Source organism: Xanthomonas campestris pv. campestris str. ATCC 33913 (genome assembly GCF_000007145.1).
Taxonomy (GTDB): domain Bacteria; phylum Pseudomonadota; class Gammaproteobacteria; order Xanthomonadales; family Xanthomonadaceae; genus Xanthomonas; species Xanthomonas campestris.
The window spans coordinates 3763742-3788584 of the sequence record NC_003902.1; the positions used below are offsets into that span (position 1 = coordinate 3763742).

The following is a 24843-nucleotide window of genomic DNA, read 5'->3' on the forward strand; positions in this document are numbered from 1 at the left end:
CTCGTCGCCACGATGCGGTGCTCAGGCAGCCACCACAGCGCGCGCACGTCGCTCAGACCGGCATCACCGGTACCGGAGCGGCCCGTACCTGCGTACGTGCCGGCGCCCATGCACCTGCTGCTGCCCTGTCTGACCACCGCTTAATGCGTTGTTGCAGCCTGCCCTCAGCGCTCCAGGCCCAGGTATTCCAGGACATGCCGCGCCAGCGCCTCTACGTTCTCACCATCGGCGTGAAGATGGATTTCCGGGCGCTCGGGCGCCTCGTACGGCGAATCGATCCCGGTGAAATTGGGAATCTGCCCGGCGCGGGCCTTGCGGTAGAGGCCTTTCACGTCGCGTGCCTCGGCGACCGCCAGAGGCACGTCCACAAACACTTCGACGAATTCACCCGAGTCAAAACGCTCGCGTGCCAGCTGGCGTTCGGCACGGAACGGGGAAATGAAGCTCACCAGCACGATCAGCCCGGCATCGGCCATCAGCCGTGCGACCTCGGCCACGCGGCGGATGTTCTCCACGCGGTCCTCGTCGGTGAAGCCCAGATCGCGGTTGAGCCCGTGGCGCACGTTGTCGCCGTCCAGGATGAAGGTGTGATAGCCCAGCGCATGCAGGCGCTTGTCCACCAGGTTGGCCACCGTGGACTTGCCCGCACCGGACAGGCCTGTGAACCACAGCACACGTGGCGCCTGGCCCTTGATGCGCGCACGCGCGGCGCGGTCCACATCCAGGTGCTGCCAATGCACATTGCCGGCGCGGCGCAACGCGAACTCCAGCGCACCGGCCGCGACCGTGGCATTGGTCTGCCGGTCGATCAGGATGAAGCCGCCCAACACCCGGTTGCGCGCATACGGGGCAAACGCGATCGGCTCGTCCAGCGACAGGTTGCAGTAGCCCACCTCGTTGAGCTCCAGCCGCTTGGCGGCCAGCCGCTCCTGCGTGTTCACATCGACCTTGTGCTTGATCTCGCTGATGCTGGCGGCGACGGTGCGGGTGCCGATCTTGAGCCAGTACGGGCGGCCCGGCAGCAACGCGGCATCGTCCATCCACAGCACGTGCGCGGCGAACTGGTCGGCCACTTCCGGCGGGTCGTCCACGGCGGCGATGATGTCGCCGCGGCTGATGTCGATCTCTTCGCGCAAGGTCAGCGTCACGGCCTGCCCGGCGCGTGCGCTGTCGACCACGCCATTGGCATCCAGCACGCTCGCCACATGCGCGCGGCGCCCGGACGGCACCACCACCACCACATCGCCGCTGCGTACCTGGCCGGCAGCAATGGTGCCGGCATAGCCACGGAACTGCGCGTTGGGCCGATTGACCCACTGCACCGGCAGGCGCAATCCACTCACTGCGTCGGGCGTCTCCAGCTGCACGCTGTCCAGGTGCTGCAGCAGATGCGGCCCCTGGTACCACGGCATGCGCGTGGACGCGCTGGACAGGTTGTCGCCGGCCAGTGCAGACAGCGGAATGCACTGCACATCGGCAATGCCCAACTGCGCCGCCAGGGCGCGGTAGCTGTCGACGATGGTGGCGAACACCTGCGCGTCGTAGTCCACCAGGTCCATCTTGTTGACCGCCAGCACCACGTGGCGAATGCCCAGCAACGAGACGATGTAGCTGTGCCGCCGCGTCTGCACCAGCACGCCCTTGCGCGCATCCACCAGCACCACCGCCACATCGGCGGTGGAGGCGCCGGTGGCCATATTGCGCGTGTACTGCTCATGCCCGGGGCAATCGGCAACGATGAACTTGCGTTGGTCGGTATCGAAGTAGCGGTACGCCACATCGATGGTGATGCCCTGCTCACGCTCGGCGGCCAGCCCATCCACCAGCAAGGCGTAATCGATGCCTTCGCCCTGCGTGCCATGGCGCTTGCTGTCGCTTTCCAGCGCGGCCAGCTGGTCATCGAACAGCCGCTTGCTGTCGTACAACAACCGCCCGATAAGCGTGCTCTTGCCATCGTCCACGCTGCCGCAGGTGATGAAGCGCAGCAACGGTTTGGATTCGTGCTGCTGGAGGTAGGTGCTGATGGCGCTGGGATTGGGGAGTGGGGAATCGGGAATCGCAAAAGCGGTCTCCTCCCTCATCTCGTTCCCGGCGAACTGCTGTTGCGATTCCCCATTCCCGATTCCCGATTCACTGCCCATCAGAAATACCCCTCGAGTTTCTTCTGCTCCATCGATGCGCCTGGTGCGTGGTCGATCATGCGGCCCTGGCGTTCGGAGCTGGTGCTGACCAGCATCTCGGCGATCACCGCTTCCAGCGTGTCGGCGGTGGATTCAATCGCGCCGGTCAGCGGGTAGCAGCCCAGCGTGCGAAAGCGCACCGAGCGCAGTTGCGGGGTTTCGCCGGGGTGCAGCGGCAAGCGGTCGTCGTCGACCATGATCCAGGCGCCGTCGCGCTGCACCACCGGGCGCGGCGCGGCGAAGTACAACGGCACCACCGGAATGCGTTCGCGGTAGATGTACAGCCAGATATCCAGCTCGGTCCAGTTGGACAGCGGAAACACGCGCACGCTTTCGCCAGGCTTGGTGCGCGCGTTGTAGAGATTCCACAGCTCCGGGCGCTGATTCTTCGGGTCCCAGCGATGGCGTGCATTGCGGAACGAGAACACGCGCTCCTTGGCGCGCGATTTCTCTTCGTCCCGGCGCGCCCCGCCGATCGCCGCATCGAAGCCGCCCTGCTCCAGCGCCTGCTTCAGGCCCTGGGTCTTCATCACGTCGGTGTGCACCGCCGCGCCATGGCTGATCGGGCCGATGTCCTGCGCGACGCCTTCCGGGTTGATGTGCACGCGCAGGTCCACCGCGGTCTCGGCCGCGCGACGGTCGCGGAAGGCGATCATCTCGCGGAATTTCCAGCGCGTATCCACGTGCAGCAGCGGGATCGGCGGTGGCGAGGGGGCAAAGGCCTTGAGCAGCAGGTGCAGCAGCACCGAGCTGTCCTTGCCGACCGAATACAGCATCACCGGCGCACGGAACTCGGCGGCGACCTCGCGCAGGATGTGGATGCTCTCGGCCTCGAGACGGTCGAGATGGGAAAGGGGTGGCAGGGTCATCAGCGTGTCGTTGGCATCGGCGGCGAGACCAGCCGATGGAAGGGCAAGGCAGCGCAGTGTGTGGCAGGCCCATGCCGGGCCGAAATAAGCACCCGGCATAACGCGATAACGGCTGATCCTTTCTGGCGGAGCGAACGCTTCCCTAACATCGTTCATCCATTGCCCTCCCTGGAACCGAATGACCGCCGCCAGCCCCGCCGTGCCGCCCAGCCCCTTGCCCGACGAGCGCAAGGCGCTGCTGGAGCGTCTGGTCGACGGTCTGGATGCCCCGTCCCTGTGGTGGCTGTCCGGGTATACCGCCGGCTTGGCGCAGGGTCACCCGCCGCGCTCGCTGGCGGTACTGCCGGGTGGCCAGGTGCATGCGGTAGCGCACGAGAGCCAGCGCCTGACCGTGTTGTACGGCAGCCAGACCGGCAATGCCCGGCGGCAGGCCGAGCAACTGGCCGCCGAGGCCGAGGCCGCCGGAGTGAGCGTGCGCCTGCTGCGTGCCGATGCCTACCCCACCCGCGAGCTGGCCAGCGAACGCCTGTTGTACGTGGTGATCAGCACCCAGGGCGAAGGCGATCCGCCGGATGATGCGATTGGCCTGGTCGAGTTCCTGAGCGGGCGCCGCGCGCCCAAGCTGCCGGAGCTCAAGTACGCGGTGCTGGGCCTGGGCGATTCCAGCTACGCCGATTTCTGCGGCATTGCGCGGCGGATCGACGAACGCCTGGCCGAACTCGGCGGCAGCCGCGTGCAACCGCGCGGCGAAGCCGACCTGGACATCGACAGCGTCGCCACTCCCTGGCGCACGCATGCGCTGCGGCATGCGCGCGAGCAGCTCAAGAGTGCCCAGCCATCGGCCACGGTCACGCCGCTGCGCAGCCAGCCGGCCGCGCCGGTGTGGTCGCAGCAGCACCCGTTCGCCGCCGAGTTGCTGGCCAACCAGATCATCAGCGGGCGCGATTTCAAGGGCCCGGGCTTCCGTGTCTATGGCCCGGCGATCAAGCGGGTGCGCCACCTGGAGTTCTCGTTGGACGGCAGCGGGCTCAGCTACGAGCCCGGCGATGCGCTCGGCATCCGTCACCGCAACCCGCCTGCCTTGGTCGATGCGGTGCTGGAAAGCCTGCGCCTGGATGGTCATGCGTCGGTCACCATCGGCGAGGACACTCTGGCCTTGAACGAGTGGCTTGCCACGCGGCGCGAGCTGACCAAGCTCTCGCGGCCCTTCCTGGCTGCGCACGCCGAACGTGCCCATGCAGACGATCTGCAGGCGCTGCTCACCCAGACCCAGACTGCCGGCCTGGCGTCGCTGCTCTCCGATCACCAGTTGATCGACGTGTTGCGACGCTGGCCGGCGGATTGGGACCACGGCGGCCTGCTGGCCGCCCTGCGTCCGCTCACCCCACGCCTGTATTCCATCGCCTCCAGCCGCAAGCGCGTGGGCGAGGAAGTACACCTGGTGGTGGATGAACTGCATTACCAGGCGCACGGCCATGGGCACGTGGGTTCGGCCAGCGGATTTCTGGCGGCACTGGCCGAAGGCGACACCGCGCCGGTGTATATCGAACCGAACGAGCGCTTCCGCGTGCCGGCAGATCCGGATCGCGACATCCTGATGATCGGCCCGGGCACCGGCGTGGCACCGTTCCGCGCATTCGTGCAGGAACGTGCCGAAACCGGCGCCAAGGGACGCAACTGGCTGTTCTTCGGCGCGCAGCATTTCAACACCGACTTCCTGTATCAGGCCGAATGGCAGCAGGCGCTGCAGCGCGGCGAGCTGCATGCACTGGAACTGGCGTTCTCGCGCGACGCGGCAGAGAAGATGTACGTGCAACACCGCCTGCGCGCCCGCGGCGCCGAGGTCTATGCCTGGCTGCAAGGCGGCGCGCACGTGTATGTGTGCGGCGCGATCGGCATGGGCAAGGACGTGCACGCCGCGCTGCTGGACATCGTCGCCACCCACGGCGCACTCGATGCCGAAGCGGCCGCGGCGTATCTCACCCGCCTGCAGGTGGAGGGACGCTATGCGCGCGATGTCTACTAGTGCCGGGAATCGGGAGTGGGGAATCGGGAATGGGTACGGCCTGCACCCGAATTGTCGCGAGCGACCACGCCGCTTTTCACGATTCCCCTTTCCCGATTCCCGATTCCCATGACCCACTCCGTCGAAGACATCAAATCCACCAGCCGCCGCTTGCGCGGGTCGCTGGAGCAGAGCCTGGCCGATCCGGTCACCGGGGCGTTGCGCGAGGACGATCAGACGCTGATCAAATACCACGGCAGCTACCAGCAGGACGACCGCGACATCCGCGATGAGCGGCGGCGGCAAAAGCTCGAGCCGGCATATCAGTTCATGATCCGCACGCGCACGCCAGGTGGAGTGATTTCGCCCAGCCAGTGGCTGGCACTGGATGGCATCGCCACGCGCTATGCCAACCATTCGCTGCGCATCACCACGCGCCAGGCGTTCCAGTTCCATGGTGTGATCAAGCGCGAGCTCAAGGCCACGATGCAGGCGATCAACGCCACCTTGATCGACACGCTGGCCGCCTGCGGCGATGTGAATCGCAATGTGCAGGTGGCGGCCAACCCGCTGCGGTCGCAGGCGCATGCCACGCTGTATGCCGATGCCGCGCGCGTGTCCGAGCATCTGCTGCCCAACACGCGTGCCTATTACGAGATCTGGCTGGATGAAGAGCGCGTGTCCGGTTCGGGCGCCGAGGACGAACCGATCTATGGCGACCGCTACCTGCCGCGCAAATTCAAGATCGGCTTTGCCGCGCCACCCCATAACGATGTGGACGTGTTCGCCAACGACCTGGGCTTCATCGCCATCCTGCGCGAGGGCCAGTTGCTCGGCTACAACGTCAGCATCGGCGGCGGCATGGGCGCCAGCCACGGCGATGCGGAGACCTGGCCGCGCGTGGCCAACGTGATCGGCTTCGTCACCGGCGATCAGTTGCTGGATATCGCCACGGCCGTGGTCACCACCCAGCGCGACCTCGGCAATCGCGCCGTGCGTAAGCGCGCGCGCTTCAAGTACACCATCGACGACCACGGCCTGGACACCATCGTGGCGGAGATCGAACGCCGCGCGGGATTCAGCTTGCAACCTGCGCAGCCGTTTGCATTCGCGCATAACGGCGACCGCTACGGCTGGGTGGAGGGCGAACAGGGCGATTGGCATCTGACGCTGTCGCTGCCGGCCGGGCGCATTGCCGACACCGACACCGCCGCGCACCTGAGCGGGCTGCGCGCCATCGCGCAGTTGCAGATGGGCGAGTTCCGCATGACGCCCAATCAGAACCTGGTGATTGCCGGCGTCCCGGCCGAACAGCGCGCGCAGATCGACCAACTGGTGGCGCAGTACGGCCTGGATGCCGGCAACCTGGCGCCCACCGCGTTGGCGCGCGGCGCGATGGCCTGTGTGGCCTTGCCAACCTGCGGGCTGGCCATGGCCGAGGCCGAGCGCTATCTGCCGGATTTCAGTGCAGCGCTGCAGCCGCTGCTGGAGCGTCACGGGCTGGCGCAGACGCCGATCGTGCTGCGCCTGTCCGGTTGCCCGAACGGCTGTTCGCGGCCGTATCTGGCTGAAATCGCATTGGTCGGCAAGGCACCGGGCCGCTACAACCTCATGCTGGGTGGCGACCGCCGCGGCCAACGCCTGAACACGCTGTACCGCGAAAACATCAACGAGGCCGACATCCTCGCCGCGCTCGAGCCACTGCTGGCCCGTTACGCAGCAGAGCGCGACCGACACACCGATGAAGGCTTCGGCGACTTCCTGCATCGCAGCGGCCTGATCGCCCTGCCGCCCTACCCCACCCACCGTCATCTCGACCTGGAATTGCTCGCATGACCGCGCTGCCTGCCACATCGATCGCCGCTCCTTCGCTGGACGACCTGGACGCGCTCAACGCGCACCTGGAGACGCTGCGCGCCGACGAACGCGTTGCCTGGGCGCTGCAGCACGGCCCGCAGCAGGCGGCGCTGTCGTCCAGCTTCGGCGCGCAGTCGGCGGTGACGCTGCACCTGCTCACCCAGCAGCGCCCGGACATCCCGGTGATCCTGATCGACACCGGCTACCTGTTCCCGGAGACCTACCGCTTTGCCGATGCATTGACCGAACGCCTTTCGCTCAACCTGCAGGTGTATCGCCCGCTGGTCAGCCGCGCCTGGATGGAGGCACGCCATGGCCGTCTGTGGGAACAGGGCATGGTGGGCATCGACCAGTACAACAACCTGCGCAAGGTCGAACCGATGCGCCGCGCACTGGACGAACTCAACGTCGGCACCTGGTTCACCGGCCTACGCCGCAGCCAGTCCGGTGGGCGTGCGCAGACGCCGATCGTGCAGAAGCGCGGGGACCGCTACAAGATCAGCCCGATCGCCGACTGGACCGACCGCGACGTCTGGCAATACCTGCAGGCGCACGCACTGCCGTATCACCCGCTGTGGGAACAGGGCTATGTGTCGATTGGTGACTTCCACACCACCCGTCGCTGGGAGCCGGGCATGCGCGAAGAAGACACGCGCTTCTTTGGGCTCAAGCGCGAGTGCGGCATCCACGAAGACATCTGAGCCGCGCGCAGCAGTGCGCAGGCCAGCGCCTCACCGCCGCAGCCTGCGCACGCTCCAGTAATGATCGAACGCCCACAACAGCAGTAACGATGCGCCCATCAGCGGGAACAGCAGCCCGCACAGCACCAACAGCGCCAGTACGCCGCGCAGCGTGCGCGGATCGGCCGGCAATGGCGGCACACCGAGACCGCCAACCGGGCGGCGCTTCCACCACATCACCGCCGCGCTGACACACAGCAACACGATGGCCGCACACGCCAGCAGCAAAAGCAGTTGATTGGCGGTGCCGTATTGCTGGCCCAGGTGCACGTTGATGCCCCATTCCAGCGCCTGCGCCAGCGGTCCGTAATCGCGGTAGCGCATGTCCAGCAACACCGCGCCGCTGTATTGATCCAGGTGGATCACCCGCTGCCGCTGCAGATCGTCCGGATACACCGAAGCGGTATACACACCGCTGGCACCACGCGGCAGCGCCACGCTATAGCCGGCCGCGATGCCACGCGCATCGAAACGCGCCAGCGCCGCATCCAGCCCCAGTGCACCGACACCTGGCGCTTCGCCCAAACCGCTGCCGCCACCATGCGCGGCGTGCTCGGCATGCGCGGTATCGGTTTGTGAGGCACGCGCAACGTGTGCGGCATGTGCAGCGTGTTCGTTGTGTTCGGAATGCGCGGCATGAGCGGCATGCGCCATCGCCGGTGCCATGGCATCCGCTGCGCCCATGGCCATCGGCATTGGCATCGGCCTGTCAGGTGGCAGCGTCGATTGCGGCAGCCGTGCCTGGCGCAATGACCAGCTCGGCTCGCCGCTGTCGGTGAGCCGCTGTTGCGACATCGGCAACTGCACGCGCAGCCCGGCCGGGTAACCGAAGTCGTGTCCGTTGACCCAGCGATTGACCTGTGCGCCCCACAGCCACGACCACGGCATGCCGGTCAGGGCCAGAAACAGCAGCACCGCTCCAACCCCGGCACCGGTGACCGCGTGCAGGTCGCGCCAGAACACCCGCTGCGCGGGACGGCCACGCACGCTCACCACCCCGCTGCGGCGGCCGCGCGGCCACCACAGGTACACGCCGGTCAGCACCAGCACAATCGCCCACCCCGCGGCCATTTCGATCAGGCCACGCGCGAGGGGACCGAGCAGATCCAGGCTGTGCAGCCGGCGAATGGTCCAGGCCAGCGTGCCATGCTCGGGCAGCATGCCCAGCGCACGCCCGCTGTACGGGTCCACGTACACCACCTCGCGCGCACCATCGGTGCGTAGCACGCCGATCTCGGCGCTGGCATCGGCACGGTCGGGCGTGGTGTAGCGAAACACCGTCCCCGCCTGCGCACGCTGCGCGGCATCCACCAACTGCTGCGCCGGCAACCGCGCCGGGCCCACCGGCACCACTTTCAATGCGTGATGGGCCGTGCGGTCGATAGCATCGTGATACAGGAATGCCGCACCGGTCAGCGCCAGCCAGGCAATGAACGGCAGCACCAGCAATCCCGCATAGAAATGCCAGCGCCACACCGCGCGATACAAGCGCCAACGACGCCCTTGCGCGATCTCGCCGGCAGCGGCCACGGGGGCAACGTGCTGGGTCGCAGAGACCGACATCAGAAACTCCAATCCCAGGACAGCGACAGTGCACGGCCGTCACCCGGCGAATAGCCCGAACTGCCGCTGTCGTACCAGGCATAGACATAGCTGCGGTCGGTGGCATTGCGCAGTTGCAGCGACACCGTATTGCGCGCATCCACGGCCCAGCGCGCGCCGAGATTGAGCAGGGCATAGCCACCAGTGCGCCCCAGCGTGTTGGTGCGCTCCAGGTAATAGTCGCCCTGCGCATTGCCCCAGGCACTGAGTTGCACCGCCGGAGTGAGCTGCCACTCCACGCCCGCGGTGGCCAGCCAATGCGGCACGTTTTCGATCTCGCGGCCGCGCGTGGCTGGCGCGCTGGGATCGGGCGTGGCGATGCTCGCCTTCTGCCGCGAATACGACAACCACGCACGCCAGTGCTCGGCCGGCTGCAGGTTGAGCTGCGCATCCCAGCCGCGCCGCAGCGTACGCCCGACATTGGCCACATCGCCCACGCCGGCCACACCATTCACACCCAGAATGGTGGCCACCTCGCCGGACGCGCGTTGTTCCCAATACGCCAGCCGGCCATCGAGCACGGCGGTGGGCGCGAACTTGAAGCCCGCTTCCCAGCCATCGTTGATCGACGGACCCAGGTTGCCCGGCTGCCGGCGGTACGCCCCATCACCGGTGCCGATCTGGAAGGTGCGCCCCCAATTCGCATAGGCGCTGCTCTGCCCGGCAAGCCGGTAACTGGCACTGAATTTGGGCTGCTTGATGGTGCCGTAGTCGTAGCTTGGCGCAGTGATGCCGGCGCGCAGATCCCGCAGCTCGCCATCGACGCGGTCGATGCGGTAGCCGGGCACCAACTGCAATCGCTCGGTCGGTTTCAGCACCGCCTGCACGTAGGCGCCGCGCATGCGCAGGTCGTAATCCCAGTCGCGCAACTGCGCGCTGCGCACGCGTGCCACGGTGCGGTAGCGCTGCGACTGGTTGTCCTGCCATTGCGCGTCCAGGCCGGCCTCCAGCGTGGTCGGTAGCGCCTGCCAGCCCGGCTGCCAGTTGCCGCGCAGCAGCATGCCCTGGTGGGTCTCGTCGGTGTCGCGTTCCTGTTGCTGGCCGGCTTCGGAAAAACGCACCCAGCGCTGGTTGTGGTATTCGTTGCGGTAGGCCTTGGCGCTCCACTGCGCATCACTGCCGAGCGTGCCGTCCGCATGCAGCGCGGTCTGGCGCAACGTGCGCTCGCTGCGATCGTCCTGCGCATACGCGGGCGAGCTGCGTGGTGCGGCGCGTGCGCTGGCCGCATCCAGATATCCGGCCTCCAGTGCGTGGTTGTCGTAATAACGGGTGGTCAGCCCGGCACGAAACGCGCCGCCCGGGTCGGTGTAGAACCATTTACCGGCCACGCTGCGTTTGCGTGCATCGGCGTGATCGCGGTAACCGTCGGAATCGCGCCAGGCCAGCACGTAATTCTGGCTCCAGGCGCCATGCTCGATACCCTTGCCGAGCTGCACTTCGCGCGCGCCGAAGCTGCCGGCGGTCACGCTCAGTCGCCCGTCGTTGCCACCGGTGCGGGTCAGCACGTCCACACTGCCGGCGATGGCATGCAGCCCGTAGCGCGCATCGTTGGTGCCGCGCACGATCTCGATAGCCGAAATATCCTGCGGAAACACCGCATCCAGGTACGGCATGCCGCCGGCATTGTCGTTACTGGGAATCCCGTCGATCAGCAGCTTGACCGCATTGATCCGCCCCTCGCCATTGAAGCCGCGGAACGAAAACCGCCCTGCGTCGGTGCCCATGCGGAACGGGGTGACCTGTACGCCGGGCGCACGCATGAGCAGCTCCCAGCTGTAGTCCACATGCTGATCGTGCAGCAACGCGCCGCCGATCACGTCCACCGAACTCAACACGCTCGCCGCACTCTGCCCGCGCGTGGTCTGCGCGTTCACCTGCACCTTGCCCAGGGTCAATGCGGCGTCCTGCGCCTGTGCATGACCCGCCATCCCGCATGCCATCGCCAACGACGGCGCGGACCACATCGCTTTCAACCACCACACTCGCATGTCACACCCTTTGCCGTGCGTGCACGGACAACGCCACCGCACGCGACACCCGCAAGGGCCGCACGGTCAACGGAAGAGAAAGCGCGGCAGCCGCCATCGCGTGCACAGCACGCCTCGCGCACGCCAGCAGGTGGCGCACGCCAATACGGAAAGAACAGCGGGCGCTCGCGCGTTGCCCAGCCTCAGGCGGGCAGCGGCGGCCCGCGTGCGCCCAGCGCCGGCCAGCGCAGCGCGCGCCATGCATGCGTCCGCGTCGGGGCAGCGGGTTTGCTTGGCCGCAGTTGCAACAGGCATAGCACCACCAGCGCGAGCGCGCCCAACAGACGCGCTGCCAGCACGCAGTAGTCACACGCGTCCGCATGCGCACCGGCGTCCTGCGCAGGCGCCGCGTGATGAGACGCGGGCGCGTCCATGGCGTGGTGCTGCGCTGCGCCCATGCCCGGCATCGGGTGGTGCGCGCCATGCACAGATGCCGCAGCGTCACCGGCCTGGCTGGTGCACATCGGCTGCGCCAGTGGCAGCTGGCACCAGCGGCTGATCAGCGGCGCCACCAACATCAGCGCAACCGCCAGCACGGCAAGCGACTGCAACACGCGGTGGTGGTGGAGAAAACGGAGCATCCGGCGAGTGTAAGCCGGTGCATCACAACCGGCGATGGTCGCGGCCGGTGCGCGACGCGATGTCGCACCCTTCACACACGGCCGCCACCGGCAGCGATCGCCTGGACGGGCTGCGGTGCACACAATCCGGGCACAGCCATAGCCTATGCTTGGCGCCTATCACTTTGACCCGTGCGCGCATGAGTACTGTCCTGTCCGATCCAGCGGCCGAGCCCCTGCCGTGTGCGCCCAAGCCGCCGAGCGAGGCCTTGCGCCTGCAGGCCCTGCGCAGCTACGGCATCCTCGACACCCCGCGCGAGGCCGCCTTCGAGGACATCACCAAGCTGGCCTCGATCATCTGCCAGACCCCGATCGCGCTGATCAGCCTGGTGGATGCGGACCGGCAGTGGTTCAAGAGCGAGCGTGGCATGGGCGAACGCGAGACACCGTTGTTCAAGTCGATGTGCGCGCACGCCCTGCTCGATAACGACGTACTGGTGGTGCCCGACACCCGCGAAGACGCGCGCTTTTCGCGCAACCCGCTGGTGACCGGCGAATCGCCGCTGTATTTCTATGCCGGTGCGCTGCTCAAGACTCCGGACGGCCTGCCGCTGGGCACGGTCTGCGTGCTGGACCGGCAACCACGCCAGCTCACCGACGAACAGGTCGATGCACTGCGCGCGCTGGCGCGCCAGACCATGGCCCAGCTGGAGTTGCGCCGCGCGTTGTTGATCGCCGAAGAGTCCAACCGTTACCGCAGCCGTCTGATGGCCATCGCCGGCCACGATCTCAAGACCCCCCTGCGCACGGCCGCCTATGCCATCGACAAGATGCGCCGGCATGCCAACGTGGACACCATTCCCACCCTGGTCACCGCACGTGATGCGATCGGCACCGTGGCGCGCAGCCTGGACGAACTGGCCGCATTGGCGGCGGCCAGCAAGTCGGCCAGCCCGGATCTGCAGCCGCTGGCGCTGGAAGACGTGATCCACGCGGTGCTCGGCGTGTGGCGCCAGCCGGCCAGGGACAAGTGCCTGTCGCTGCGGCATGTGCCCACCTCCCTGCGCGTGCGCAGCCATTCCACCTTGCTGACCACCTTGATCGGCAATCTGGTCGGCAATGCAGTCAAGTACACCGAACGCGGCCAGGTGCTGGTGGGCTGCCGGCGCCGTCCCGGCCACGCGGTGGTGGAAGTCATCGACAGCGGCATCGGCTTGAATCTGGAGCACCCCGAAGACGTGTTCCAGGCGTTCCGCCAGGCCGACCCGGGCAGCGACGGCCTGGGCATCGGCTTGTGGATCGTGCATCGCACCGCCGAAACGCTGGGCTGCCAGGTCGAAGTGCGCCCGCGCCCGAGTGGCGGCACGCGCTTTTCGGTCACCATTCCGCTGGCCTGAACAAAAAATGGCGGACCCGGGCTCCCGTCCCGAATCCGCCACCAAGCACGCCAGGCCTCTCCCCAGGGACCCGGGTGCGCCAGTCGTTCAAGTCGCGCAACACGCGATGGCGAACGACAGCGCCAGCAACCTCTACGACCTTCCGAACAGACCGGCCAAGCGATGGATGCCGGGCCGGCCCTGCGCCGTCCACCCCTAGACGTCCTGGAGTGTCGTGCATGGTTGCTATAAGGGTTTACGACATCGCCAGGCCCAACTTGATGGCTCTGGCCGACGCCGCCTTGGCGGCCCTGACAGCGCGAGGGGAAATCACCGACAGTAAGGCTGTGCTGATCCAGCGCGGTGTTTGCAGGCCATTGATTTAGAAAGCCATTACGATCCGCCAGTGCGCTGCAGTGCAGCATTCGTAAGGACCGCCGCGGCCTGATGCGATCGTCGCCAACTGGCCGCGCAATCACTCCACCCGCTGCCGCGACACCCGCAGGCAACGCCTCCTGCTTGCCGGCTAGATCTCCGACACGCCCTCATCCTGGCGTGCGAACCACGCCGCCGAATGCACCTCGGCATCGGCGGCCTCCAGTGCCTGGCGCAGGACCACCAACGGCAGTTGCAGGCGCGTCTCGCTCAGTTGCACGCCCACCCACAGCGATTCGTCCTGCGGATCGGCCAACACCGTCAGCACGGTCTGGTCGCGGCCTTCCACGTGGGCCCACAGCTCCAGCTGCATGCCGCCGTCCGCATCGGGTGACCACACACGGCTGAGCGCCGGGCGAAGCACTGCTGTCATGGCGCACCTCGTTGGTTGAGGCAGCCAGCATGCCACCGGCCGCGCGCGTCTGCCGCACTGCGTTCGCGTGCAGCGACACGGCCTTGTTCCAGCATCAGCTGGTGATGGTCTGGGTCAGCGCTTCCCAGGTCGGCGGCAGCGGCCAGTTCGGCGCCTGGTTGCCGTCCAGCACCCGGCGCAGGTCGCGCTTGTCGATCTGTGGTGCCAACACATGCACCAGGTCCAATGCGTAATCGCGCAACACGCGGTCGCGCGGCAGCACCGCCCAGGCGATGCACTCGGCGATCGGCGCCGGGGCCGGCCACGCGCGCAGATCCTCGTCGTTGGCACTGACGGCCATTTCGGCCACCAGCCCCACGCCCAGGCCAGCACGCACGTAGGTCTTGATCAGGTCCGCATCCAGCGCGGTCAGCGCAATGCTCGGCTCCAGGCCCACCTGCGCAAACGCCCGTTGCAGCGAGGAGCCGGCGCGCGTGGAGGATTCGTAACTGATCAGCGGGTGCGCAGACAGCGCCTGCATGTCCGGCGCCACGCGCGTGTCCAGTGCATGCCCGCGCGGCACGACTACCAACCGGCGCCAGCGGTACAGCGGCACCGCGATGCCGGCCGTGGGCTCGCCGCCCGCGGTGCTGACCACGGCAATGTCCGCATCGCCCTGGCTGAGCAGATCCAGCGCCGCGCTCTCGGCCGCCTGCTGCAGATGCACGCTGACCTGAGGGTAGGCCTGCTTGATCTGTGCCACCGCAGGCGGCAACACGAAGCGCGCCTGGGTATGGGTGGTGGTCAAGGTCAGCTGGCCCTGGCTTTCGCGGCGCTGGTTGGCGGCGTAGGTGCGGATGTTGTTGGCTTCGGACAGCACCGCGCGGGCACGTTCGATCACTTCCACGCCGGCCGGGGTCACCGCATCCAGGCTGCGCCCCTTGCGCACGAACAGCAAAAAGCCCAGCTCGTCCTCCAGCTGTTTGAGCTGTTTGGACAGGCCCGGCTGGGTCGCGTGCACACGCGCCGCGGCCAGCGTGATGTTCAGCTCGGCATCGGCGATGGCCACCAGGTAGCGAAGTTGGGTCAGCGTCATGGGCTTATGTCCAAAAAAGCGCGAGGCGCTACAAGGGCTTCGACTGTAGAGGAGTTCGGCGGGCCAGCTTATAACCGAACGCTATTTTTAGGACGCATGAAGTCATTTCCGACGGCTATAAGCCCGGCGTTACGGTCTGGCCCTCCCCTCGAAGCCCCGGTCCGTGACTGCCCTGTTCCCGCTCCTTGCCGATCTGCGTGGCCGTGCCGTCCTGGTGGTCGGCGGCGGCCGCGCTGCCGAAAGCGCCACCGCCAGCCTGCTGCAGGCCGGCGCGGTGCCGCTGGTGGGCGCGCCGGAACTGACACCGGCGTTGCGCGGCTGGGCGCAGTCCGGTCAGGTGCGCTGGCTGGTGGGCAGCTTTGACCCGCAGTGGCTGGCGCTGCCGGACCAGCCGGTCTGGCTGACCATTGCGGCCAGCGATGTGCCGGCCGTGAACGCTGCCTTGCGCAGCGTCGCCGGCGCACAACGGCTGCTGACCCATGAGGCCGCTCCCGCAGCGGCAGCATTGCCGCCCATCGCCAGCGAACCACCGCCACCAGCAAGCCGCCTCACCCTCACGCCCGGCAGCGTGGCGCTGGTCGGTGCCGGCCCGGGCGACCCCGGCCTGCTCACCCGCAATGCGGTGCGCGCGCTGCGGCAGGCCGAGGTGATCCTGTACGACCGCCTGGTCAGCCCGCAGATCCTGCGTCTGGCCCAGCGCGCAGCGCGCTGCATCGAAGTGGGCAAATCCGCCCAAGGCCACAGCACGCGCCAGGAGCAGATCCATGCGCTGATGCTCGAACATGCGCGCGCCGGGCGGCGCGTGGTGCGCCTGAAAGGTGGCGACCCGTTCGTGTTTGGCCGCGGCGGCGAAGAGCTCGAATTCCTGCACGCGCACGGCATCGGTTTCCAGGTGGTGCCCGGCATCACTGCCGCAGTGGCCTGTGCCGCCTACGCCGGTATCCCGCTCACCCACCGCGACCATGCGCAATCGCTGCGCCTGATCACCGCGCACTGCAAGGATTCGCTGGACACGCTGGACTGGCACGCATTGGGCCAGGAGCGGCAGACGCTGGCCTTCTACATGGGCGTGGCCGGCCTGGATAGCATCCAGCAGCGCCTGCTGCAGGCCGGCCGCGCCGCGGACACGCCATTTGCGCTGGTCGAAAATGGCTCGCGCCCGGAACAGCGCGTGGTCACCGGCACCTTGTCGCAGCTGGCCGCCACCGCGCGCTTGCATGCGGTGCGCTCGCCCGCACTGTTGATCCTGGGCGACGTCGCCGCGCTGTCGCAGTCGCTGCACTGGTTCGGCGCCGCGCCGCTCACCGGCCAGCCCGCGCACTCACCCATCGCAACGCCCCACGCGCCCACACTCGCCCACGCAGCCTGATTCCGACGGAGACCCCATGGCCCTGTACGACAACATCCTCGACACCATCGGCCGCACCCCGGTGGTCAAACTCAACCGCCTCGCCCCGGACCACGTGTCCCTGTACGTCAAGGTCGAGTCGTTCAACCCGGGCGGATCGGTCAAGGACCGGCTGGCGCTGGCCATCATCCTGGACGCCGAACAACGCGGCCTGCTCAAGCCCGGCGACACCATCGTGGAAGCCACCTCCGGCAACACCGGCGTGGCGCTGGCCATGGTCGCTGCCGCGCGTGGCTACAAGTTCGTCGCCACCATGGTGGAAACCTTCTCGATCGAGCGCCGCAAGCTCATGCGCGCCTACGGCGCCAAGGTGATCCTGACCCCGGCCGCCGAGCGCGGCAGCGGCATGGTGCGCAAGGCCAAGGAACTGGCCGAACAACACGGCTGGTTCCTGGCCAGCCAGTTCGCCAACCCCGCCAATCCGGCCTACCACCGCAACACCACCGCCGCCGAGATCCTGCGCGACTTCGCCGGCCACCGGCTGGACCATTTCGTCACCGGCTGGGGCACCGGCGGCACCCTCACCGGCGTGGGCGAAGTACTGCGCGTGGCCCGCCCGGAAGTGCGCATCACCGCCACCGAGCCGGCCGGCGCTGCGCTGCTGCAAGGCCAGGACTGGAAGCCGCACAAGATCCAGGGCTGGACGCCGGACTTCGTGCCGGAGGTGCTCAACCGCGAGGTCGCCCACGAAATCCTCAGCGTGGAAGACACCGACGCGATCAGCGTGGCTCGGCGGCTTGCCGCGGAAGAAGGCATCTTCACCGGCATCTCCGGCGGCGGCACCGTCTCCACTGCCCTGCGGGTGGCCGAAACCGCGGTGCCGGGCGCGGTGATCCTTGCGATGCTGCCGGATACCGGCGAGCGCTACTTCTCCACGCCATTGTTCGCCGACATCAACGAAGGCTCGGACGACGATTGGCTGGCCGGCCTGCCCTGATCGCAGGCAGCGTGACGTCAGCGTTTCTTCCCAAAGGCCGCGCCCGCCAGCGCGGCCTTTGGCATGAAGTGTCCTGCGATTTGCGGCGCGCTGCGGCGCTGCCGCCTCCCGCCGATGTCAAGGAAACGTTACGATGGCGGTTGTTCTGCAGGGAGAGAAGGCGTGAGTAACCGGCCGTATGGACACAGCGATACCCGCAGCGGGCGGGCGCCATGGCTGGTGAAGATGACCTCCCCGGCGCATTTCGCGCTTGCCCTGGGCGCGGGCGCCTGGCTACAGCAGGCCTTTGCGCTGCCGCTGCCTGGCCCCACACCGCTGGCGTGGATCGAACTGGCCGGCGGCGTCATCGCCTGCGCCGGGCTCGCGCTGGCGGTGAGCTGCTTCATCCTGTTCGCGCGCCGACGCACCACCATCATGCCCAGCGGCCATCCCTCGCGGCTGGTGCTGGACGGCCCGTACCGCTTCACCCGCAACCCGATGTATCTGGCGCTGGTCCTCAGCTACATCGGCCTGTGCCTGCAACTGGGCCTGCTGTGGGCGGTGGCGCTGGTGCCGCTGCCTTGGCTGGCCTTGCAGTGGTTGGTCATCCCGTTCGAAAAAGCGCGCCTGCGCGACGAATTCGGTCGCGCCTACAGCGATTATTGCGCCCGCGTACGCCGCTGGCTTTGAGCCTAACGGTACACGTTGCCGCGGCGGCTTCGCGTGGTTGTCATCCCATTCGAAGAGGCGCGCGTACGCGACGAGTTCGGCCGCGTCTGTGGCGATTACTGCGCATGCATTCGCCATTGGCCTTGAACCTGCGGGCGCACGCCAAACCGGTTCCGATTGAGCGAACCGATTGCCAGCGCTGTTTGCGACGGCGATGACCGTCGACGCGCGACAAGCCCTCCGGCATCGGACGCTTTCAGCGCCTGAACTTCGCACGTTCCCATGGCGCATTGAAAGCCTGCCTTCCGTCGTATTTGGCACCTTTCAGCATGCCGCTTCGATGCCTGTCATAGGCCAGACCAATCGTCATCGCGACACGTTGCAGACAGCGCGTTTGGCACGCTGCAGGTCCTTCGGCGCAGCCCGCCATGTGGTCGCATCGTGTGAGATGAATGGCCCGTAGCGTGAGCGTCCCGCAGCGCCTGATCCATCACGCGCTCATCATGCAAATCCCATAACTATCGCGCTATGAGAATCGAAGTCTGGCAAGGCGACATTACCCAACTCGACGTTGACGTCATCGTCAACGCGGCCAACGAATCACTGCTGGGCGGTGGTGGCGTCGATGGCGCGATCCATCGCGCCGCAGGCCCGCGCCTGTTGGAGGCCTGCGAGGCGTTGCCGGAAGTGCGCCCAGGCGTGCGTTGCCCCACCGGCGAAATCCGCATCACCGATGGCTTCGACCTGAAAGCACGGCACATCTTCCACACAGTGGGACCGGTATGGCGCGACGGCAAGCACAACGAACCGGAACAGCTCGCCAACTGCTATTGGCAGTCGCTGAAGTTGGCCGAGCAGATGATGCTGCACTCGATTGCGTTTCCGGCCATCAGCTGCGGTATCTACGGTTATCCGCTTTACCAGGCGGCACGCATTGCCGTCACTGAAACCCGCGACTGGCAGCGCTCGCACAAGGTGCCCAAGCACATCGTGCTGGTGGCCTATAACGAAGCGACCTACAAGGCCTATCACCAGGCGCTCGCCACGCAGGAAACCGCTGCTGCCTGAGTTGAACGACTGCAAGCGTGATGGTTTTCAGACAGGCGCCACAGGGCGCCTGTCTTGCTTTGTGCACGGCACAGTCTTGCTTGTGATGCACTTTGTGCTGCCCATGCACATGCGTGCAGGAAACAGCTGCAGCGTGAGCGATACGAGTGCAAGCGAGCTGCTTCCCAAAGATGGGCCACGGTGGTGTGTCTTGCGTCGTGCAGGCGCCTTCTTACTTGAGACGTACCTTGCGCGCATGTGCAGGTGCACGTGCAGGTGCCGTAGTTCGCACGCGTGTCTGTCAGTACGGACAACGGTCGCGCGTCAACGACGGGCGCACGCTGCACATGCAAACGTCGCGACAAAAGCTGCCGGCCATCCAAACTGGCGAACCCAAACGCAAGACGCCGGCCTCGCGGCCGGCGTCTTGTATGCGTGATGCAGCCTCAGCGGCGGATCAGCCCTTCCACTTGCCCAGTGCAGCCAAGCCGTTTTCCTTGGCGCGCTCGTAAATGATCTGCTGCGCCTTGGCGTAGTTGCCGGTCATGTCCTTGGACCACAGCTTCAGTGCGGCCTGCTGCATCGCGCGGCCATACGAGAAGCTCAGCGGCCACGGCAGGTTGCCCAGCTGGTGCATCTCGTTGAGGTGCGCGGTGGACTGCTCGTCGGTCTGGCCGCCGGACAGGAACACGATGCCCGGCAGGATTGCCGGCACGGTCGACTTCAGGCACATCACGGTGGACTCGGCCACTTCTTCGACGCTGGCCTGCTCTTCGCAGCCCTTGCCGGAGATGACCATCGAGGCCTTCAGGATGGTGCCTTCGAGCACGACGTTCTGCTCATACAGCGCACCGAACAGCGAACGCAACGTGGCTTCGGTGACTTCGTAGCAGGTCTCGATGTCGTGGTCGCCATCCATGATCACTTCCGGCTCCACCATCGGCACCAGGCCTTGTTCCTGGCACAGCGCGGCATAGCGGGCCAGCGCATGCGCATTGGCCTCGATGCAGGTGCCGGACGGAATGTCTTCGCCGATGTTGATGACCGCACGCCACTTGGCGAAGCGCGCACCCAGGGTGTAGTACTCCTCCAGACGCGCACGCAGGCCGTCCAGACCTTCGGTCACCAGCTCGCCCGGCATGCCGGCCAGCGGCTGCGCGCCCTTGTCGACCTTGATGCCCGGGATGATGCCGTGGTCGGCCATGTACTTGGCAAACGGCACGCCGTCCTTGGTCTTCTGACGGATGGTTTCGTCGAACAGGATGGCGCCGGAGATGTAATCGCTCAGCTTGGGCGTGGTCAGCAGCAGTTCGCGGTAGGCACGACGGTTTTCTTCGGTGTTCTCGATGCCGACGCCGGAAAAGCGCTTGGCGATCGTGCTGGTCGATTCGTCGATGGCGATGATGCCCTTGCCCGGGGCGACCATGGCCTGGGCGGTTTCGGCAAGCTGTTCGATGCTCATGTAGTTCCTGTGGCAGCTGCGGGGGAGAACGAAAGTATAGCGACGAAAGTCGTAGACATTCCTTCACGGAATGCCTGCAACCGATTACACCTTGCAGCGTGCTGCGCGATCTGTGGCAGGGCTCGCATCGTGGCGTGCAGCGCTTTGGCCACATGCCGCATCTCACGTCGATGCGGCGGGCGCGGCATGCAAACGCCAATGGCCTGGAAGGGTATTAAACGCGGCGTTTACGTCTGATCGGCCCATGCCGTGTGCAGCCTCACCACAGCTGGGCCGCGAGATTGCATGCACATGTCCGTCAGCCACGCTGCGGGGACGTACAGCGCAGGGTGCGGCATGGGAAGCGAGCCATGCGCATCGGCCACACAGCACGACGGCGGCACATGGCCGCCGTCGTGTCACTGCAGGCTGCGTGGGGCGCGTCGCACATGTCTGCATGCACGACGCCTACACCGCCAGGTGTTCTACAGCTCGCCCAGACCGCTGGCGCGGCCGTCTTCGCCCACTTCCAGCAGACGCAGCGTGTTGGTGGCGCCATGGGTTTCCATGTGCTCGCCGCTGGTGAACACCACGCGGTCGCCAGGCCCCATGCGCTCGTTCTCCACCAGCAGGCGGATCGCTGCGCGCGCGGCTTCGCGTGGGGTCAGGCCACGGCTGTCGAAACCGATCGGGAACACGCCACGCATCATCGCCATCTGGCGACGCGCGCCGTCATGACGGGTGAATGCATAGATCGGCATATTGGAACGGAAGCGCGACAGGTAACGCGGCGTGCCGCCGGATTCGGTCAACGCCACCACGCCGCCCAGACCGATGTGCTCGGACAGGAACATGGTCGCCATTGCGATCGCCTGGTCGGCGCGCTGCAGGTTGCGTTGCGCCGCTTCGAAGTCGGTATCGAACTCGAACTGGTGCTCGGCGCCCAGGCAGATGCGCGCCATCGCTTCCACTGCACGCACCGGATACGCACCGGCAGCGGTTTCGGCCGAGAGCATCACCGCATCGGTGCCGTCGATGACCGCGTTGGCCACGTCGAGTACTTCGGCGCGGGTCGGGATCGGGCTTTCCACCATCGACTGCAGCATCTGGGTGGCCGTGATCACCACCTTGTTCTGCGCCAGCGACTCGCGAATGATCTTCTTCTGCAGGCCCGGCAATTCGGCATCGCCGATTTCCACGCCCAGATCGCCACGCGCCACCATCACCACGTCGGAGGCTTCGACGATTTCGACCAGGTTCTCGATCGCTTCGGTGCGCTCGATCTTGGACACCAACTGCGCATCGCAGCCGTGCTGCTGGGCGATCTGGCGGGCGTCGTGCATGTCCTGCGCGTTACGGCAGAACGACACCGCGATGAAGTCCACGCCGATCTTGGCCACGATGCCGATCAGCTCCTTGTCGCGCTCGGTCAACGCGCCCAGCGACAGACCGCCGCCCTGCTTGTTGAGGCCCTTGCGGTCGGACAACACACCATCGTTGAGCACGGTGGTGACGATGCGCGCGCCCTGCACGTCGGTGACCTGCAGCTGCACCAGGCCATCGTCGAGCAGCAGCACGTCACCGGCGGTGACATCCTGCGGCAGGCCCAGGTAGCTCACGCCCACCTGATGCTGATCGCCGGCCGGCGCATTGATATCGGCCACCAGGTCGAAACGATCGCCCATGGTCAGCTTGATCTTGCCTCCGGCAAAGCGCTCGATGCGGATCTTCGGGCCCGGCAGGTCGGCCAGGATGCCCACTTCGGCGCCGACGCGGACGGCGGCGGCACGCACTTCGGCAGCGCGCTTGGCCTGGCCGGACGGGTCGCCGTGGCTGAAGTTGAGGCGCACCACGTTGACGCCCGCCTTGAACAAGGCGTCCAGCACACCAGGCGGATCCGTGGCCGGTCCCAGCGTGGCGAGGATCTTGGTGCGGCGTTGACGTTCTTTCATGATGGCCTCCCTGTAAAAGCCGCGAAACTTAACACACGCGTCACGTACCGAGGATGGCATTGCGGCATAGCCTCCCTCCTTTTCCGGCATGTCTTACAGACAGTGCGGGACAGTACGTACGCTTTCGCAGCGTGTTGCCGCGGACGGCAGCACACTGCGGGTCGCCACCGTACGCCGGTGGCAGTGAAGACGCGCCGCGCTAGGCGCGGATCAGCCCGCTCAACTCGGCTGGTGTGTGCGCAAGCGCACCGGCGCCGGCAGCGCGCAGTTCGGCTTCGTCGCCGAAGCCCCACAACACGCCGATGCTGTGGATGCCGTGGTGGTTGGCACCGTCGATATCCATGCGACGGTCGCCGATCATCACGCAGCCGGTCTTGTCGATCTGCAGGCGACGCAGCGCTTCGGCGATCAGGTCCGGCTTGAAGCGGCGCGCACCATCTTCGCTGGCACCGATGACGTCTTCGAAACACACCCCGAACGGCAGGTGCTCGACGATGCGGCGCGCGTAGCGCTCGTTCTTGGAGGTCACTACGGCCAGTCGATGGCCGGCACGGTGCAGGCCGGTGACCACATCGCCGATGCCGTCGAACACGCTGAGCTCGGTCCAGCCCACCGCGTCGTAACGGGCGCGATAGGCGGCAAGCGCGCGCTGTACCAGGTCCGGATCCTCGGGGAAGCGCTCGCTGAAACTGTCGCGCAGCGGCGGGCCGATCCAGGCGCGCAACGTCTGCGGCGAGGGCCGAGGCTGACCGACCTCGTCGAAGGCATGCACGATGCTGCCAACGATGCCGGGTTCCGAGTCGACCAGCGTGCCGTCCAGATCAAAGAACAGTGTGGCTGCACTCACTGCCCGCGGGCCTCGAGCGCGGCAACCGCCGGCAAGGTTTTGCCTTCCAGAAATTCCAGGAACGCGCCGCCGCCGGTGGAGATGTAGGTGACGTCCTTGGCGATGGCGTATTTGTCCACGGCCGCCAACGTGTCACCACCACCGGCGATCGAGAACGCCTTGGACGCGGCAATGGCACGCGCCAGGGTCTCGGTGCCATGGCTGAAGGGCTCGAACTCGAACACGCCGACCGGGCCGTTCCAGACCACGGTGCCGGCATTGGCAATCAGTTCGGCATAGTGCGCCGCGGTCTGCGGGCCGATGTCCAGGATCAGATCGTCGGCATCCACCTGGTCGAGCGACTTCACGCTCGCCTCGGCATCGGGCAGGAACTGCTTGGCCACCACCACGTCGGTGGGCAACGGAATCTCCGCGCCGCGTGCCTTGGCATCGGCGACGATCTGGTTGGCGGTCGGGATCAGGTCCGGCTCGCTGAGCGACTTGCCCACGTCGTGGCCGGCCGCGGCGATGAAGGTATTGGCGATGCCGCCGCCCACGATCAACTGGTCGACCTTGTTGACCAGGTTGGAGAGCAGTTCCAGCTTGGTCGAAACCTTGCTGCCGGCCACGATCGCCAGCAGCGGCTTGGCCGGGTTGTCCAGCGCCTTGGCCAGCGCGTCGAGCTCGGCCATCAGCAGCGGGCCACCGGCTGCCACCGGCGCGAACCGGATCACGCCATGCGTGGAGGCCTGCGCACGATGCGCGGTGCCGAAGGCGTCCATGACAAACACATCGCACAGCGCGGCGTACTTACGCGCGAGCGCTTCGTCATCCTTGCCCTCGCCCACGTTCATGCGGCAATTTTCCAGCAGCACCACCTGGCCCGGCGCCACGTCCACGCCATCGACCCAGTCACGCACCAGCGGCACGTCCAAGCCCAGCAGGGTGGTCAGTCGCGCGGCCACCGGCGCCAGCGAATCTTCCTCGCTCCAGGTGCCTTCCTTCGGGCGGCCCAGGTGCGAGGTCACCATCACCGCGGCGCCCTTTTCCAGCGCCAGCTTGATGGTGGGCACCGAGGCGGTGATGCGCTGTTCGGAGGTGATCTGGCCGTTGTCGATCGGCACGTTGAGATCCTGGCGGATCAGCACGCGCTTGCCGGAAAGATCGAGGTCGGTCATGCGGACAATGGACATGGGCTCAGCTCGCTAAGTCGTTGGGGGAATGGGGAATGGGGAATGGGGAATGGGGAATGGGGAATCGAAACAGCTGCAGGCATGCAGCGCGCTGACGACCACGCACTGTGCTGGCAAGGGAACAGATGACGCGTTGCAGGCTGCCGGTGCGCCACCGCGCAGAACGCGCGGTGCGTTTCACAGACGCCGTCGCCGCAGATGCGGGTGGCGCGAACTGTGGTCGGTCGAACACGACGGGCAATGCGGCTGCCTTGGCGACGGGGGACGCCCATTGTCGGACCTTCGCGCCGCA

General features: G+C 66.8%; 19 protein-coding genes. 8 read left to right on the top strand and 11 right to left on the bottom strand.

The window, feature by feature from the left end:
• Nucleotides 1–164 precede the first annotated feature (164 nt).
• Nucleotides 165–2081, bottom strand: a complete 1917-nt coding sequence (cysN, locus tag XCC_RS16450; protein WP_170873843.1) for a sulfate adenylyltransferase subunit CysN — start codon at nucleotides 2079–2081, stop codon at nucleotides 165–167.
• 59 nt (nucleotides 2082–2140) lie between these two features.
• Entirely contained in the window at nucleotides 2141–3049 is a 909-nt protein-coding gene (gene cysD, locus XCC_RS16455) for a sulfate adenylyltransferase subunit CysD (protein ID WP_011038279.1), read from the bottom strand.
• Nucleotides 3050–3227: 178 nt separating this feature from the next.
• Between cysD and XCC_RS16460 the strand changes: the two genes are divergently transcribed.
• The 3 genes from XCC_RS16460 (at nucleotide 3228) to XCC_RS16470 (ending at nucleotide 7612) form a co-directional block, all read left to right on the top strand.
• Nucleotides 3228–5075, top strand: coding sequence for an assimilatory sulfite reductase (NADPH) flavoprotein subunit (locus XCC_RS16460; protein WP_011038280.1), 1848 nt, complete (start codon nucleotides 3228–3230; stop codon nucleotides 5073–5075).
• A gap of 108 nt (nucleotides 5076–5183) precedes the next feature.
• A complete protein-coding gene (gene cysI / locus XCC_RS16465; protein WP_011038281.1) occupies nucleotides 5184–6890 on the top strand; it encodes an assimilatory sulfite reductase (NADPH) hemoprotein subunit in 1707 nt (568 codons plus the stop codon).
• Entirely contained in the window at nucleotides 6887–7612 is a 726-nt protein-coding gene (locus XCC_RS16470) for a phosphoadenylyl-sulfate reductase (protein WP_011038282.1), read from the top strand. Before cysI ends, XCC_RS16470 begins: the two co-directional genes overlap by 4 nt.
• 30 nt (nucleotides 7613–7642) lie before the next feature.
• Here XCC_RS16470 and XCC_RS16475 read toward each other — a convergent pair whose 3' ends face one another.
• The 3 genes from XCC_RS16475 to XCC_RS16485 all read right to left on the bottom strand — a co-directional run bounded on the left by XCC_RS16475 (nucleotide 7643) and on the right by XCC_RS16485 (nucleotide 11861).
• The gene (locus XCC_RS16475) at nucleotides 7643–9214 is read right to left on the bottom strand and encodes a PepSY-associated TM helix domain-containing protein (RefSeq protein WP_043877720.1); all 1572 of its coding nucleotides are present in this window, start codon (nucleotides 9212–9214) and stop codon (nucleotides 7643–7645) included.
• On the bottom strand, nucleotides 9214–11217 hold the full coding sequence (locus XCC_RS16480; RefSeq protein ID WP_019237326.1) for a TonB-dependent receptor: 2004 nt from the start codon (nucleotides 11215–11217) through the stop codon (nucleotides 9214–9216). Before XCC_RS16480 ends, XCC_RS16475 begins: the two co-directional genes overlap by 1 nt.
• 206 nt (nucleotides 11218–11423) lie before the next feature.
• Nucleotides 11424–11861, bottom strand: coding sequence for a DUF2946 family protein (locus tag XCC_RS16485; RefSeq protein ID WP_019237325.1), 438 nt, complete (start codon nucleotides 11859–11861; stop codon nucleotides 11424–11426).
• A gap of 179 nt (nucleotides 11862–12040) precedes the next feature.
• Here XCC_RS16485 and XCC_RS16490 point away from each other — a divergent pair, with 179 nt between their 5' ends.
• Complete coding sequence (locus XCC_RS16490) at nucleotides 12041–13237, top strand: GAF domain-containing sensor histidine kinase (protein ID WP_029628869.1); 1197 nt, start codon at nucleotides 12041–12043, stop codon at nucleotides 13235–13237.
• Between the two features lie 505 nt (nucleotides 13238–13742).
• On the opposite strand, the gene XCC_RS16495 is transcribed toward XCC_RS16490, so the two are convergent.
• Both XCC_RS16495 and XCC_RS16500 read right to left on the bottom strand, forming a co-directional pair.
• Nucleotides 13743–14024, bottom strand: a complete 282-nt coding sequence (locus XCC_RS16495; RefSeq protein ID WP_011038286.1) for a hypothetical protein — start codon at nucleotides 14022–14024, stop codon at nucleotides 13743–13745.
• A gap of 94 nt (nucleotides 14025–14118) precedes the next feature.
• The gene (locus tag XCC_RS16500; RefSeq protein WP_011038287.1) at nucleotides 14119–15099 is read right to left on the bottom strand and encodes a LysR family transcriptional regulator; all 981 of its coding nucleotides are present in this window, start codon (nucleotides 15097–15099) and stop codon (nucleotides 14119–14121) included.
• A gap of 163 nt (nucleotides 15100–15262) precedes the next feature.
• Here XCC_RS16500 and cobA point away from each other — a divergent pair, with 163 nt between their 5' ends.
• From cobA to XCC_RS16520, 4 genes are all read left to right on the top strand, one after another.
• A complete protein-coding gene (cobA, locus tag XCC_RS16505; protein ID WP_011038288.1) occupies nucleotides 15263–16468 on the top strand; it encodes a uroporphyrinogen-III C-methyltransferase in 1206 nt (401 codons plus the stop codon).
• Between the two features lie 16 nt (nucleotides 16469–16484).
• On the top strand, nucleotides 16485–17444 hold the full coding sequence (gene cysK / locus XCC_RS16510; protein ID WP_011038289.1) for a cysteine synthase A: 960 nt from the start codon (nucleotides 16485–16487) through the stop codon (nucleotides 17442–17444).
• A gap of 162 nt (nucleotides 17445–17606) precedes the next feature.
• Nucleotides 17607–18113 (top strand): methyltransferase family protein, encoded by a 507-nt coding sequence (locus XCC_RS16515; RefSeq protein WP_011038290.1) that lies wholly within the window; start codon nucleotides 17607–17609, stop codon nucleotides 18111–18113.
• Between the two features lie 507 nt (nucleotides 18114–18620).
• Nucleotides 18621–19160, top strand: a complete 540-nt coding sequence (locus XCC_RS16520; protein ID WP_011038291.1) for an O-acetyl-ADP-ribose deacetylase — start codon at nucleotides 18621–18623, stop codon at nucleotides 19158–19160.
• Nucleotides 19161–19596: 436 nt separating this feature from the next.
• Here the strand turns inward: XCC_RS16520 and XCC_RS16525 are convergent, their stop codons facing one another.
• The 4 genes from XCC_RS16525 to XCC_RS16540 all read right to left on the bottom strand — a co-directional run bounded on the left by XCC_RS16525 (nucleotide 19597) and on the right by XCC_RS16540 (nucleotide 24551).
• Nucleotides 19597–20601, bottom strand: a complete 1005-nt coding sequence (locus XCC_RS16525) for a class I fructose-bisphosphate aldolase (RefSeq protein WP_011038292.1) — start codon at nucleotides 20599–20601, stop codon at nucleotides 19597–19599.
• Between the two features lie 464 nt (nucleotides 20602–21065).
• Nucleotides 21066–22532, bottom strand: coding sequence for a pyruvate kinase (gene pyk / locus XCC_RS16530; RefSeq protein WP_011038293.1), 1467 nt, complete (start codon nucleotides 22530–22532; stop codon nucleotides 21066–21068).
• Nucleotides 22533–22731: 199 nt separating this feature from the next.
• Entirely contained in the window at nucleotides 22732–23379 is a 648-nt protein-coding gene (locus XCC_RS16535; protein ID WP_011038294.1) for an HAD family hydrolase, read from the bottom strand.
• Nucleotides 23376–24551: a phosphoglycerate kinase gene (locus tag XCC_RS16540; RefSeq protein WP_011038295.1), complete on the bottom strand. Its 1176-nt coding sequence runs from the start codon at nucleotides 24549–24551 to the stop codon at nucleotides 23376–23378. The genes XCC_RS16535 and XCC_RS16540 overlap by 4 nt, the downstream gene beginning before the upstream one ends.
• Nucleotides 24552–24843 lie beyond the last annotated feature (292 nt).

Excerpts from the sequence above, each read along its gene's own strand:
- cysN (WP_170873843.1), bottom strand. The coding sequence starts at position 2,081 with ATGAGGGAGGAGACCGCTTTTGCGATTCCCGATTCCCCACTCCCCAAT.
- cysD (WP_011038279.1), bottom strand. The coding sequence starts at position 3,049 with ATGACCCTGCCACCCCTTTCCCATCTCGACCGTCTCGAGGCCGAGAGC.
- XCC_RS16460 (WP_011038280.1), top strand. The coding sequence starts at position 3,228 with ATGACCGCCGCCAGCCCCGCCGTGCCGCCCAGCCCCTTGCCCGACGAG.
- cysI (WP_011038281.1), top strand. The coding sequence starts at position 5,184 with ATGACCCACTCCGTCGAAGACATCAAATCCACCAGCCGCCGCTTGCGC.
- XCC_RS16470 (WP_011038282.1), top strand. The coding sequence starts at position 6,887 with ATGACCGCGCTGCCTGCCACATCGATCGCCGCTCCTTCGCTGGACGAC.
- XCC_RS16475 (WP_043877720.1), bottom strand. The coding sequence starts at position 9,214 with ATGTCGGTCTCTGCGACCCAGCACGTTGCCCCCGTGGCCGCTGCCGGC.
- XCC_RS16480 (WP_019237326.1), bottom strand. The coding sequence starts at position 11,217 with ATGTGGTCCGCGCCGTCGTTGGCGATGGCATGCGGGATGGCGGGTCAT.
- XCC_RS16485 (WP_019237325.1), bottom strand. The coding sequence starts at position 11,861 with ATGCTCCGTTTTCTCCACCACCACCGCGTGTTGCAGTCGCTTGCCGTG.
- XCC_RS16490 (WP_029628869.1), top strand. The coding sequence starts at position 12,041 with ATGAGTACTGTCCTGTCCGATCCAGCGGCCGAGCCCCTGCCGTGTGCG.
- XCC_RS16495 (WP_011038286.1), bottom strand. The coding sequence starts at position 14,024 with ATGACAGCAGTGCTTCGCCCGGCGCTCAGCCGTGTGTGGTCACCCGAT.
- XCC_RS16500 (WP_011038287.1), bottom strand. The coding sequence starts at position 15,099 with ATGACGCTGACCCAACTTCGCTACCTGGTGGCCATCGCCGATGCCGAG.
- cysK (WP_011038289.1), top strand. The coding sequence starts at position 16,485 with ATGGCCCTGTACGACAACATCCTCGACACCATCGGCCGCACCCCGGTG.
- XCC_RS16520 (WP_011038291.1), top strand. The coding sequence starts at position 18,621 with ATGAGAATCGAAGTCTGGCAAGGCGACATTACCCAACTCGACGTTGAC.
- XCC_RS16525 (WP_011038292.1), bottom strand. The coding sequence starts at position 20,601 with ATGAGCATCGAACAGCTTGCCGAAACCGCCCAGGCCATGGTCGCCCCG.
- pyk (WP_011038293.1), bottom strand. The coding sequence starts at position 22,532 with ATGAAAGAACGTCAACGCCGCACCAAGATCCTCGCCACGCTGGGACCG.
- XCC_RS16540 (WP_011038295.1), bottom strand. The coding sequence starts at position 24,551 with ATGTCCATTGTCCGCATGACCGACCTCGATCTTTCCGGCAAGCGCGTG.